Raw genomic sequence first — 12944 nt, 5'->3', positions numbered from 1 at the left:
GTCGGTGGGGGGAGCAGGGGCCTCGGTCGGCGGGCTGGGGGCGGGGGTGCACGGGGTGGGGGCGGGGGTGAGCGAGTGGGTCTGATTGGGGGGCGGGGCGAGGGCGTCGATGGTGGTGCGGAGGAAGGGGAAGTCGTGGTCGGGGTTTACCGGGGGAAGGGTGGTGAGGAGGGTGGCGCGGTGGGCTAGGGACTCGGGTGGATCGGCTGACAGGTGGGCGGAGAAGGCGGCGCGGTCGGCGAACGGGGTGGTGGGGGTCGGGGATGGGGTGAGGGCGGTGAGGAGGGGTGGTGGGGTCGCGGGGATGTGGCCGGTGCAGACGGGATCGGCGTAGCAGTGCCAGGGGGTGCCGGGGTGGGGGTCGGCGGCCCAGATGGAGTGGGCGACCAGGATGCCGCCCTGGTCGAAGGATTCGGCCAGGGCGTCGACCAGGGGACGGTGCGGGAGGTCGGTGGCGGGGTCGGATGCTCTGCGGCCGCCGAGGATGATCAGTTCGACGACGCTGGCTTCGTGGTTGTGGGCGACCATGCGGAGTTGGTCCACCACGTCGGGAACGTGCGGTGGGTCGGGGAGGTCCATGCGGAGCACGGCTTCGAGGCCGAGGGTCTGGGCGCCGGTGTAGGTGATCAGGACGAGCGAGTCGGCGGGGACGAAGCGGAGCAGGGCGGGGATGGCGGCGATGAGGCCGCCGGGGTCGTCGGACAGCAGGCTGGGGCCGGGCAGTGGTGAGGTCATGCGTCCACAGTGCACGGTTTCGCGGGCGGGCAGCGGGCCGCCATGGGTCTGCTGTGGACAGATCCGGCCCTTGTGGACAAGCGGCGGGAATGTCGGTGGGGTGTGTTAACCGGGAAGGTTGGCCAGCATGCCTTCGCAGCTGCGAACGACGGTTCCGGCGGCGGCGCGGGCGTCCTCGTCGAACACCGGGTTCTCGGCATGGGCGCGCCAGCGGCGCAGGGCGTTGACGATGGCGTGCCGCAGCGCGGGGTCGGCGAGTTCCTCGTCGGTCAGGCCGAGGCGGGCGGACAGGGACACGCCGTCGCCGCCGATCAGGGTGCGGGCCTCGGCGGTCAGCTCGGCGGGCAGCACGGCGGCGCCGGCGTGCAGGGCGGCGAGCAGGCGCAGCTCACGGAAGTCGTGGGCGCCGGCCAGGATCTGTTCCAACTCGGCCGCCATGGCCACGGCCGGCGGGCGGGGTTCCCGGCGCAGCACGACCTCCAGACCGATCAGGGCGGAGCGGGCCTTGAGCACCTCGGCCCGATCGGTGAAGTAGCGCCCGATCGCGGTGCGCAGCTCGGTCAGCCCGCTGCGCTGCACGAGTTGGCCGCACAGCTTGGTGTGGGTGTCGAAACCCTGCCGGATCAGCGCGGTCGCCAGCCGCAGACCGAACAGGCCCAACCGGTCCAGCAGGGCGTGCCGCAGCTCGGCGCCCAACGGGAGCACCGCGCCGGCGAACCGGTCGGCGGACAGCAGGTGGCCGTCCAGTTCGGCGCGCGGCGTGCCGGCCAGCACCAGCAGCGCGTCGAACTCGGCCTGGCGCAGGGTGCGCCCGGCGTAGCCGAGCAGGCCGGTCACCGCGATGACGTCCTGGCAGTGCGCGCCGATCCGGGCCTCCCGGCGGTGCTGCCGGGCCAGCTGCCGGGCGGCGAACAGCGCGTCGATCTGGCCGGCGCCCACCTCGTCGGCTCGGGACAGCACCAGCAGCACCCCGACCGGGCTGGCCATCGCCAGCGGGTTCTCGTGCAACGACTGCACCAGCCGGACGTCACTTGTGTGCAGGTGCTGGGCCAGGTAGACCACGGCGTCGGCGTCGGTCAGCCGCTCCATCGCGGGCGGGCCGGCGGTGTCCAGCAGCGCGGTGCCCCGCAGGCTGCGCGCCGGCCAGTCCACCACGATGCGGTCCACCGGCCGTTCCCGCCATGGACCCAGGTCCACCTGCAGCCGGCCGCCGACCCGCTCGGCCGGCAGCTCCCGGGGTGGCTCGTCGTGCGGGAACACGGTCGCGCTGGGGGTGGCCCCGGCCTGGTACCAGACCGTGCCCGGCGCGTCGTCGGACAGCTCGAGCGGCGCGACCTGCTCCCCCACCAGCGCGTTGACCAGGGTGGACCGGCCGGCCTTCTGCTGTCCGGCCACCGCGATGCGCAGCGGGCCGGTCAGCCGGTCGGCGTGCCGGCGCAGCCAGTCGCCCGCCCTCGGGTTGTCCTGGTACACCTCGAGCGCCCGGTTCAGCACGGCCCAGGTCCGGCCGAGCAGCTCGGTCATCCGGCGATGCTCCGCCGCCGCGGGCCGGCCAGCGCCACGCCGGCCGGCGCGAGCGCCACGATCCGGTTGTGCAGCGCGGTGAGCCGCTCGATCCCGGTCCGGGCATCGGCGGTGCGCCGCTGCTGCTCGGCGGCGTCCAGCTCGGCCTCCTGCTTGGCCGACTGGGCCTCCTGGATGATCTCCATCCGCAGTTCCTCGGCCGTGCCGGTCAGGTGGTCCCGCAGCCGCCGCTGCAGCTGCCGGACGATGTCCTTGGCGTCCTTGCCGTAGGAGAGGAAGAAGTCGTCGATGTGCCGCTGGGCGGCGGACTTCGCGGTGGCCTGGCGGCGGCGCAGCTGCACGCCGCTCTCGTCGTAGATGGTCTTGGCGGCGAACAGCGCGCCGGCACCGAGGGACACCGCGTTGATCAGCGGCCAGCCGGCCAGGCTGGTCGCCAGGCCGAACATCAGCACGCCGCCGTAGGACCCGCGCAGGCCGACGAACAGCTTCTGGCTCAACGTGAACCGCTCGATCCGCGGCCGGTCCATGTCGCGCGCCTCGTCGAGCAGCCGGTCGTCGATCTCCAGCACCGAGCGGGGCAGCACCTCGTCCCGGTACTGCTCCAGGTCCCGCTGAACCCGGCGGACGATCCAGTCGAACCGTTCGACCAGCCAGGCGAAGTTGGTGTCGGCGGCCTCGGCCAGGTTCTCGTCGAGCCACTCGGCGAACGCGTCCCAGTCCCGTTCCGGGTCGGCCTCGTCGAAGTACTTGTCCATCTCGCGCAGGATCCGCCGGGTGCGGTCACGCAGATCGAACTCGATGTCGCTGGACAGGTCGGCCATGTCGTCGGCGAGCGCGGTCTGCCAGGCGGTGGCGTCCTTGCGCAGCTGGTCGATCTGCCGCTGGGCGGTCTGCCACTTGACCACCGACTCGGACGGGCCGGTCGCCGGGGTGCCGGCCACGGTCTGGTGCAGCGGAACCAGCAGCTGGCGAACGGCCAGGCTGGACAGCACCGCGACCGACCGCCTGGCCAGCACGTCCGGCTGGCCGAGCACGTCGTGTTGCAGGTAGGAGAGCAGCTCACCGAACCCGGACTCGGCGTTGAGCGCCTCGTCGCCGGACTTGGCCGCGGTCTGCCGGAGCACGGCGGACACCGGGATGACCTTGGCCTGGATGCCGGCGGCGGCCAGCCGGCTGCGGTTGCGCTCGGCCACCCGACGCCAGCGCGGCGCAATGTCGATCTTGGTGAGCACCACGGCGACGGTCGGGCACATCCGGGTGAGCCGGTCGATCAGGGCGAGCTCGGTCGCGGCCAGCTCCCTGGTCGCCGCGGACGCCACCAGCACCGCGTCGGCCTGGGCGACCGCGCTGAACATGCTGGCCGACCGGATCGAGTCGAAGTCGTCCACCGCCGGGGTGTCCACCAGGACCAGCCCGCTGGCGAGCAGCTTGCGCGGAAGGCCGACCTCGGTGTGCAGCAGCTCGCCGCGGCCGGACGCCGGCGCGGGCGCCCGGGCGGCGAGCTGCTCGGCGACCTCCTCGACCGGGATGGGCTCGCGCCTCGGCTCGGCCCCGGCCGGTTCCCTGACCAGGGTGGCCACCGGCGCGTCGGCGTGCGAGATCACGATCGGCGCCGGGGTGGTGACGTGGTCCCCCACGGCGCAGATCGGGGCATTGATCAGCGCGTTGACCAGCTGGCTCTTACCCTGGTTCTGCTCGCCGACCACGGGCACCCGCAGGGTCGAATCGAGCAGTTGGCCGCGCTTGCGGCGCAGCCGATCGGCGAGGTCATGCCGCTGTCCCGCAGTGCATGCACCGATCGTGGCATCTAGAACGTCCAACCACGACACTGCTGTCACCCGGCTGAGTGTGCCTGGTAACTCTGTGTGCACGAAAGCCGGGGGCGGCCCGGTCGGGCCGCCCCCGAGGCGGGCGATGCTCAATGCCCGAACGGCAGGTGGTTGTCCACACCTCCGAGCAGATCACCCACGATCGGAACGCCGGAGGTGAGTCCGCCGACCGTGCCGACGGTGTCCTGCACGACACCGGGCAGGAGGGGCAGCCCGGGGGCGTCCGGCGCATCCGGTACCGGGGGCGCGGCCGGGTGCTCCGGAAGGACCGGCAGGTCGACCGGCAGGTCGGGCAGGTCGACCGGGAGCTGCGGCAGGTCGATCGGCAGGTCCGGCAGGTTCAGCCCCAGGTCGCCGAGGCCGGGCAGCCCGTGCCCGACGCCCGGGATGCCGGGAACTCCGGGGATGCCGGGAAGCCCCGCCGGCAGGTCGGTCGGCAGCTCCGGGAGCGCGCCGGGGAGGGTGCCGGGCAGGTCGCCGGCGACCGGGAGGTTGGCCTGGTCGAACAGCTGACCGGCGCTGCTGGCCAGCCCGCCCACCATGCCGGTGCCCATGGTCACGGCGTCGGTCAGGCCGCCGGCGCCGTCGGTCAGGTAGCCGTTGAGCGTGTCCATGCCGCCGCCGGCATAGCCGGCCACCGTGCCGGTGACCGCGTCGCCGCCGCGGCCGAGCGCGTCGGGGTCGAACCCGCCGCCGTCCAGGCCGAAGCTCAACGCGGCGGACGGTTCGCCCGTGGTGGCGGCGTAGGAGATCTGGCCGTCGGCCGGCGCGGTGTCGAACGTGGCGGCGAACGCGGCCTCCCGAGGGCCGGCGACGAAGCCGAACGTGCCGGAACCGACCGGCGAGCTGAGCGCACCGGCACCGGAGACGCCGGACAGGTTGGCGGTGAGCCCGCCGTCGACGGAAATCCCCTCGGTGGTGGCGGACGCGAGGTCGAGCACCAGCGGGATGGCGTCCATGACGTCTTCGGGGGTGACGTCGGGCAGGCCGGCGTCGCACAGCGCGCCCACCGGGTCAAGGTCGAACACCTGGCGGCACGACGGGTCGGACAGCAGCTTGATCACGAAGTCGTGCAGCGTCGGTTCGGCGGTCAACGGAAGCTCCTCGGACGATCGGTCGGTTGGCTGGGCGGAACGCTAGGGCGACCGGGCAATGAGCCGCATCGGGGATGACTCCTAGTCATTCCGCGTAACCCATTAGGGCCTCGGTAGTTACTCATTAGGGGGTTAGGGGTTCCCTGGCTCGCCACCCGTGGTGATACCAACTCACGGGTCCGATCGAACGCGGAGGAATCGCCGGCATGCCGTACGTCCTTGGCGTTGACGTGGGCAGCGGTCACACGACCGCGGCACTGCGGGGGCACGACGACGAAGGCGCCGTCGTGCTGCAACTGGACGCGGAGACCACCTCGGTGGAGTCCGTGCTCTACCTGACCGACGACGACACCGTGCTGGTCGGGCGGGACGCCGTGATCCGGGCCGAGCACGAGCCGGAACGGGTGTCCCGCGGGTTCGCCGGCCGGGTCGGCGATCCGGTGGCCCCGCTGCTGGCCGGGCGGCCCTGTCCGGCGGAGATTCTGACCGCCGCGCTGATCGCCTGGGTGGCCGACCGGGCGGTCGAGTCCGAGGGGTCCGAGCCGGACACGGTCGTGGTCACCCATCCGGCTGGCTGGGGTCCGCACCGGCGCAGCCTGCTCGGCGGCGCGCTGCGCCAGGCCGGGCTGACCGAGGTTCTCCTGCTGCCCAAGCCGGTGGCGGCCGCGGAGTGTCATGCCGCTGCGCACCCGCCGGCCGAGGACGACGCGCTGGCCGTGTTCGACCTGGGCGAGCACGACCTGGCCTGCGCCGTCACCCGATACGGGCAACACGGATTCGCCCTGCTGAGCCGGGCCGAGCCGGCCGAGCACCTGGGCGGGAGCCGGTTCGACGACCTGCTCACCGGTCACGTGCTCAGCGAGCTCGGGGTTCGCCCGGACGACCTCGACCCGTTCGACGACGCGGTCCGCGCGGCAATGGCCGACCTGCGGCTGGCCTGCCGGGTGGCCAAGGAGAAGCTGACCGACAAGCCCCACACGGTCGTCCCCACCGCCCCGTTCGGTCCGGCCGGCGTCCAGGTCACCCGCGCCCGGCTGGCCGGCCTGATCGGACCGGTGGTCCAGCGCGGTGTCGACCTGCTCCAGCAGACCGTGCGCGCGGCCGGCCGGGAGGTCGGCCGGGTGATCCTGACCGGCGGCTCGGCCCGCGTCCCGACCGTCGCCGAACTGGTGCGGGCGGCCGCACCTGGCGAGGTGAGCGTGGATCCGGAGCCGGAGACCGCGGTGGCCCGCGGCGCGGCCCTGGCCGGCTGGCGCCGGCTCACCCGGGCCGACCCGCCGGTGGAGCAGGTACGGGTGCCGGAGCAGCGCGAGGAGGCCGGCCCGCTGGACCCGGACGCCCCCACCCAGCCGCCCCGCCCGCCGGTGGCGGTGGCGCCGCTCGACCTTCCGCGGCGCCGGGTGCGGCGCCGGTACGCGGCCGGCCGGTCCCGGCGAAGAGCGGGTTGACGCGAGGCCCGCCAGCCGCACCCGACCCGCGGAGGATCGCCGTTGACCACCCGAACCGCGCCGAACCCGGTGCCGGACGCGCGCGCCCGCCAGCTGGCCGAGACCGTCGCCGCCGACCCCGGCGCCCCGATCCGGGCCGGCGTCCTCGCGCCCGGCGGCTACGGCAAGACCGCCGTGCTCGGCGAACTGGCCGCGATCTACCGGGACGCCGGGGTCCGGGTGGGCGGGGTGTCCGAGGCACTCGACCCCGCGGCCGACCCGGCCCGGATCGCGCTGCTGGTGGACGACGCGCACCGGCTGGACCCGGCGGCGCTGCGGCACATCCACGGCGTGGCCCGGACCGGGCAGGCCCGGCTGATCGTCGCGGCCCGGCCGTGGCCCAACTCCACGGCGCTGCGCGAACTGGCCGGCGCGCTGGACGGCACCGCGGCGCTGCGGCCGTTCGACCGGGAGCAGATCGCCGCGCACCTGGCCGCGGTCGGCCTGGCCGACCGGCCGGGGCTGGACGAGTTCGTGCTGGCCCAGACCGGCGGGGTGCCGGCGCTGGTGGACCGGCTGGCCAGGGCCATCGCCGCGGCCGGCCATGACGACCCGCTGGAGGTGCCGGCGGCGGCGATCACCGAGCTGGGCCCGCAGCTCGACGGCCTGGCCACCGGGGTGCTCGACTTCCTGATCGCCGCCGACCTGTCCGGCCCCGCGCCGCACGTCGAACTGCTCGGCGACCTGCTCGGCTGTGACCCGGACGGGGTCGGCGAGGTGGCCGGGGCGGCCCGGGCCACCGGGCTGATCGACCGGAGCGGCCGGCCGGTCCCGGTCGTGCGGCTGGCCATCCGCACCCTGGTGCCGGTGGACCGGCGCACCGCCGTGCGGGCCCGGCTGGCCGAGGCCCAGCGCTCCCGCGGCCCGGCCTGGGCGGAGCGGGTGGCGCTGGCCGGTGATCTGGACACCGCGCTGCGGGTGGCCGACCAGGTGCTGGCCGGACCGGACCGGGCCGGCCACGGCGAGACCGCCCGGGAGGCGGCCCGGGTGGCCGCCGCCGCACTCGCCCACCGTGGCCAGCTCGGCAGCAGCGCCGAGCTGTTCCGCTGGTCGGCGACCGGCCTGTCGAACGCGTTCGCGGCCATCGGCCTGATCGGCACCGGCGCGCCGGACGCGGCCGGGGCGCTGCTCGGCGGGTCCCCGCCGGACGGCCCGCCGACGCTGCTGTCCGGGGCGGCCGAGCTGATGGCCCGCGGCGTGCACGCCTCGGTGACCGGCCGGCCGGCGAGCGCGCTGGCCGACCTGGTCCGGGCGTCCTCACTGCTCGAACCGGCCGAGGCGGCCGTGCTGCTGCCCGACTCCCCCGCGGCGCTGGCCGCCGTGGTCGCGCTGCATGCCGGCGAACTGGCCGTGGCCGAGTCGGTGCTGCAGCGCGCGGTGCGATCCGGGATGGGCGGCCTGCCGTTCGCCGTGCGGCACCGGTTGCTCTACGCCTGGGTGAGCCTGATCCGCGGGGACCTGGACGCGACCAGGCAGCGGCTGCGCGATGCCGGCGCGGCCCGCACGGCCGGCGCCCCGCTGCCGCCGCGCGACTGGCTGTTCGCGGTCGCGCTCGAGGTCGGCCTGGCCCGGCGGGCCAGCGACCTGGAGGCGCTGCGCCGGGTGTGGGCCCGGGCCGGGGACGCCGCGATCCGCCATCCGGTGGACCTGTTCACCCTGCTTCCGCTCGGTGAGCTGGCGATCGCCGCGGCCCGGATGGGCGAGGAGGACCGGCTGGCCGGACACCTGGCCACCGCCCGGATGCTGCTGGACGCACTGGACGATCCGCCGCTGTGGGCGGCCGGCCTGGCCTGGAGCCGGCTGCACGCCGCGATCGTGGCCGAGCGGCCGGCCCTTGCGCAGGAGCAGGCCGCGGTGCTGGCCCGGCACGCCGGGCACGGCCGGCAGCACACGCTGCTCGCCGCCGCCGCGCGCTGCTGGCTGGACGTGCTCGGCGGCACGATCGATCCGGCCGCCATCGAGCCGGTGGCCCGCGACCTGCACGCCGCCGGGCTGCGCTGGGATGCCGCCCGGCTGGCCGGCCAGGCGGCGATCCGCACGCCGGACCGCCGGGCGATGGTCGCGCTGATGGACTGCGCCCGGTCGCTGTCCGGCGCCGGCCCGGTGCCCGCGCCGGACGAGCCCGGCCCGGCCCGGATCAGCGAACGGGAACGCCAGGTCGCCCGCCTGGTGCTGGACGGCCTCACCTACCGGGAGGTCGGCGACCGGCTCTACATCTCGGCCAAGACCGTCGAACACCACGTCGCCCGGATGCGCCAACGCCTCGGCGCGGCCAACCGACGCGACCTGCTCGCCCAACTCCGCACAATGCTCGCCGAGCCACCCAGCCCCTGATCAACCGCAACGCCAGATCAACCGCGGTACCTGATCAACCGCGGTACCTGATCAACCGCAGTGCTTGAACGGGCTGGTGTAGGACGCCGACCCGACCGAGCCGCCCCACCGCACGCACGCCCCGGGTGCCGCGCGGCGGACCGGGCCGGCGTAGTAGGCGAACGAGCCGGAGTCCGTGGCCCGCGCCGCGCCCTGCACCTCGAGGAAGGCCGAGGTGGCCGAGGCCGTGCCGATCGACGTCGACTTGATCGTGGCCACGCAGTTGTTGCCGGTGCCGGCGTTGTAGAGCAGGTAGACCGTGCCGGCCTGGCCGAGCCCGGCGAAGTCGATCACCTGGTAGCCGGCGCCGCACACCTCTCGTGGGGTGTGCGAGTTGTTCGCCGCGCAGGTGTTGGCGCTGGTGTAGTTCCGGGTGCCCCAGTAGAGGATCTGCGCGCCGTTCACCGAGATCCGCACGGCGGCGCCGTTCTGCCGCTCCTCGAAATGCAGGTGCGGGCCGCTGGACCCGCCGGTGGTGCCGACGTTGCCGATCAGCTGCCCGGGGCTGACCCGGTCGCCCACCGCGACCCGCTGGGCGGACAGGTGGGCGTAGCGGGTGGTCCAGCCGCTGCCGTGGTCCAGCTCGATCCACCGGCCGTAGCTGTCGGCACCCTCGTTGTCCACCCGGGACACCCGGCCGGCCGCGGCGGCGGCCACCGGGTCGCCGTCGTCGTTGGTCCGGTTGAGGTCGACCGCGTTGGCCGGGCTGTGGTTGGTTCTGGTCTGGCCGCTCCAGGTCTGGCCGCAGGGGAACGGGAGCTGGAAGGCGGGCGCGGCGCTGGCCTCGGTCGTGCCGAGGACGGTGAGCGCGGAGGCGGCGAGCGCCGCGCCGGTGAGGAGGCGCAGGGTCTTCATGTGAGGATCTTGCCAAATAAATTGCGTTGTCGTGTAGATCTAACTTGGAAGAATTGTCGGCGTGCAGAACTTCGTCGCCGCGTTGCCCAAGGTCGAGCTGCATGTGCACCTGCTCGGCTCCGCCTCCATCGACACGGTGCTCGGGCTGGCCCGCCGGCACCCGGACCGGGGCGTCCCGGTGGACCGGGCGGCGCTGCGCGAGTTCTACGAGTTCACCGACTTCGCGCACTTCATCGAGGTGTACGTGAAGGTCACCACCCTGGTGACCACCGCAGCCGACATCACCGACCTGGTCGTCGGGCAGGCCGCCGACCTGGCCCGGAACAACGTGCGCTACGCCGAGGTGACCGTGACCCCGGTGCCGCACCTGATGCTGGGCATCGAGCCGGACGAGCTGGCCGAGGCGCTCACCACCGGCCGCGAGCGGGCCCGCGCCGAGCACGGCGTCGAGCTCGCCTGGGTGTTCGACATCGCCGGATCACTCGGCTACAAGGCGGGCATCGCCACCGCCGAGTGGGTGCTGCGGCACCGGCCGGCCGGGACCGTCGGGTTCGGGCTGGGCGGCGCGGAGATCGGCGTGCCGAGGGAGAAGTACGCCGACGCGTTCCGCATGGCCGGCGACGGCGGGCTGCACCTGGTCCCGCACGCCGGGGAGACCACCGGACCGGAGACCATCTGGGCCGCGCTGACCGAGCTGCGCGCGGAACGGATCGGGCACGGCACCAGCGCGGTCGCCGACCCCGAACTGCTCGCCCACCTGGCCGCCAACGGCATCCCGGTCGAGGTGTGCCCGACCTCGAACATCCGCACCAAGGCGGTGCCGACGCTGGCCGAGCACCCGCTGCCCCGGCTACTGGAGGCCGGGGTGCCGGTCACCATCGCCACCGACGACCCCGGGATGTTCCACACCGACCTGAACACCGAATACCTGCTCTGCCACGAGCAGTTCGGGTTGAGCCGCACCGAGCTGGCCGACCTGGCCCGGGCCGGTGTCGACGCCGCGTTCTGCCGGCCCGAGGTGCGCTCCGCCCTGCTCGCCGAGATCGACGAGGTGGAGCGCACCCGGTAACTCAGCGGAAGCCGGTCCACCGGTCCTCGGGCGGGACCTCCGGCTCCAGGGTGGCGGAGACCTGCGGGGCCACCTCGACCTCGGGCAGCGCGGCCGCGCCGGGCAGCAGCGAGATCGGCAGGCCCAACCGGCTGCGCCCGAGATCCAGGTCCACCGTGGCGCCGGTGCCCCGGGGCACGGTGAACTGGCTGTCGCTCAACGTGATCACCAGACCGAGCACCCGGCCGGCGGGCAGCACCAGGTCGTGCGCGTGCAGCTGCCAGGTGACCGTGTACCACCGGCCCGGAACCAGCGGGCTTGGCGCGGTGAGCGAGTCCCGGTGCGCGGCGTCGAGCCAGCCGCGGGAGATCACGGCGGCGTCCCGGGTGACCACGTTCTTCACCGTGTCGCGGTAGCACGGGTCGTCGGCAGCGGAGGTCGCGCCCCAGCACGACTCGGTGGCCAGCGTCCGGATCCCCTCGCCGGAGGCCAGGGAGTTGATCCGCTCCGCCGTGCCGTAGTCCACCAGCCGGGCGGCGAACCCGGTGTTGGCCTGGTTCACCCGGACCCGCAGGCTGACCGTCGCCGTGCCGCTGATCCGGAGGTCACGCCGCAGCGGCGCGGACAGGAACACCTGCCGACCGGCCACCGCCGCGTTCGGGTCGGACACCGCGGCGCCCTCGCGGAGCGACGGGTCGTCGGTGACCGACACCAGCGTGCCCGGCCGGCTCGGCCGTAACCCGAGCGTGCCGGCGGAGCCGTCCCCCGTGCCCAGCGAGACCGGCAGGTGGAACGAACCCGGCGCCGGCCAGGTCGGCTCGTTCACCCAGTGGTCCGGGGTGCGCTCGATGGTGGCCATCGGCTCGCGCATGACGTCGTTGCGCAGGCCCTGCAACCAGAAGTCGAACCACCGGTGCAGGGTGGCCACCCACTCCGCGCGGCGGAAGTCGAACGGGTCGACGTGCCCCTCCTGGCCCAGCCAGATCTTGCGCGGCACGCCGCGGCCGGCCAGCGCGTCCCACCACCGCGCGAAATGCTTGGTCTCCACGTTCAGGTCGTTGATGCCGTGCACCACGAACACGCTGGCCCTGACCCGGCGCGCGTCCGGCACGAAGTCGCGCTCGGCCCAGAACGCGTTGAAGTTGCCGGTGGCGTTGTCCGATCCGGCCAGCAGCGCTTCCCGGTTGGGCACACAGATCGGGTCCGGCCGGCCGTTGACGAACCCGGACAGCCAGGCCGGTCCGAAGTCGGTGGTGTAGAGCGCGCCGTTGTCCCGGTAGTAGTCGAACCAGCTGGAGATCGCCGAGATCGGCACGATCGTGGCCAGCCCGTCCACGCCGGTCGCGGCCACGCCGTTGGCCACGGTGCCGTCCCACGACTTGCCGATCATCCCGACCTTGCCGGTGGACCAGGTCGCCCTGGCGACGGTGCCGTCGGCGTACTCACCGCGCGCCCGGCCGTTCAGCCAGTCGATCACGGTCTTGGCGCCGATGATCTCCTCGCGCCCGCCCACGTCGCCGCACCCGGTGGACCGGCTGGTGCCGTTGAAGTCCACCGCGGCGAAGGCGTATCCGCGCGGCACGAAGTAGTTGTCGTAGAACAGCGGGAACTTGGCGACGGTGCCGTCCGCCGCGTACACCTTGCGCTCGCTCTCGTTGCCCCGGCCGCAGCACTGGTAGTACGGCGAGGCGTCCATGATCACCGGAACCTTGACGCCGCGCTCGGCCGCCTCCCGCGGATGCACCAGGTCGACCACGATCTTGTCGCGGACCCCGTCCCCGTCGTTGTCCAGCGGCGTGGTGACCCACACGCTTTCCCGGATCGCGTCGGCATAGTCGTAGACCGGCACCGTCTGGGTGCCGCGCACGTGCGGGGCCGCCGGGGCCGCCGTGGCGACCGCGCCCGGCACGAGCAACCCGGCGACGCAGACCAGTGCCGCCGCCAGAGTGGTACGGCGCATCGTCATGCCCCGGAACCTATCCGCGGCGCAGCAGGGGTG

At 74.1% G+C, this 12944-nt stretch carries 9 protein-coding genes; 3 read left to right on the top strand and 6 right to left on the bottom strand.

Annotated features, from left to right (window positions below):
* The 4 genes from VFV67_RS08165 to VFV67_RS08150 form a co-directional block, all read right to left on the bottom strand.
* Positions 1-735: DUF4192 domain-containing protein (locus VFV67_RS08165; RefSeq protein ID WP_326468491.1), on the bottom strand; the 735-nt coding region annotated here is incomplete at its 3' end.
* Between the two features lie 105 nt (positions 736-840).
* Positions 841-2259 (bottom strand): hypothetical protein, encoded by a 1419-nt coding sequence (locus VFV67_RS08160; protein WP_326468490.1) that lies wholly within the window; start codon positions 2257-2259, stop codon positions 841-843.
* Positions 2256-4097 carry a dynamin family protein gene (locus tag VFV67_RS08155; protein ID WP_326468488.1) on the bottom strand — a complete coding sequence of 614 codons (1842 nt, stop codon included), beginning with the start codon at positions 4095-4097 and terminating at the stop codon, positions 2256-2258. Before VFV67_RS08155 ends, VFV67_RS08160 begins: the two co-directional genes overlap by 4 nt.
* An 80-nt stretch (positions 4098-4177) precedes the next feature.
* Positions 4178-5182 (bottom strand): IniB N-terminal domain-containing protein, encoded by a 1005-nt coding sequence (locus VFV67_RS08150; protein WP_326468487.1) that lies wholly within the window; start codon positions 5180-5182, stop codon positions 4178-4180.
* A gap of 206 nt (positions 5183-5388) precedes the next feature.
* Between VFV67_RS08150 and VFV67_RS08145 the strand changes: the two genes are divergently transcribed.
* On the top strand, positions 5389-6630 hold the full coding sequence (locus VFV67_RS08145; RefSeq protein WP_326468485.1) for an Hsp70 family protein: 1242 nt from the start codon (positions 5389-5391) through the stop codon (positions 6628-6630).
* A gap of 42 nt (positions 6631-6672) precedes the next feature.
* The gene (locus VFV67_RS08140) at positions 6673-9003 is read left to right on the top strand and encodes a helix-turn-helix transcriptional regulator (RefSeq protein WP_326468484.1); all 2331 of its coding nucleotides are present in this window, start codon (positions 6673-6675) and stop codon (positions 9001-9003) included.
* A gap of 51 nt (positions 9004-9054) precedes the next feature.
* Here the strand turns inward: VFV67_RS08140 and VFV67_RS08135 are convergent, their stop codons facing one another.
* Positions 9055-9897: a M23 family metallopeptidase gene (locus tag VFV67_RS08135; RefSeq protein ID WP_326468482.1), complete on the bottom strand. Its 843-nt coding sequence runs from the start codon at positions 9895-9897 to the stop codon at positions 9055-9057.
* 61 nt (positions 9898-9958) lie between these two features.
* Between VFV67_RS08135 and add the strand changes: the two genes are divergently transcribed.
* Positions 9959-10966 carry an adenosine deaminase gene (gene add / locus VFV67_RS08130; protein ID WP_326468480.1) on the top strand — a complete coding sequence of 336 codons (1008 nt, stop codon included), beginning with the start codon at positions 9959-9961 and terminating at the stop codon, positions 10964-10966.
* A 1-nt stretch (position 10967) separates the two neighbouring features.
* Here the strand turns inward: add and VFV67_RS08125 are convergent, their stop codons facing one another.
* On the bottom strand, positions 10968-12911 hold the full coding sequence (locus tag VFV67_RS08125; RefSeq protein WP_326468478.1) for a Xaa-Pro dipeptidyl-peptidase: 1944 nt from the start codon (positions 12909-12911) through the stop codon (positions 10968-10970).
* Between the last annotated feature and the right edge of the window lie 33 nt (positions 12912-12944).

Origin of the sequence: Actinophytocola sp. (assembly GCF_035762905.1) — a bacterium.
GTDB lineage: Bacteria > Actinomycetota > Actinomycetes > Mycobacteriales > Pseudonocardiaceae > DASYTH01.
Note: the sequence above shows the minus strand (reverse complement) of the source record. Positions and strands in the feature narration are given on the sequence as shown.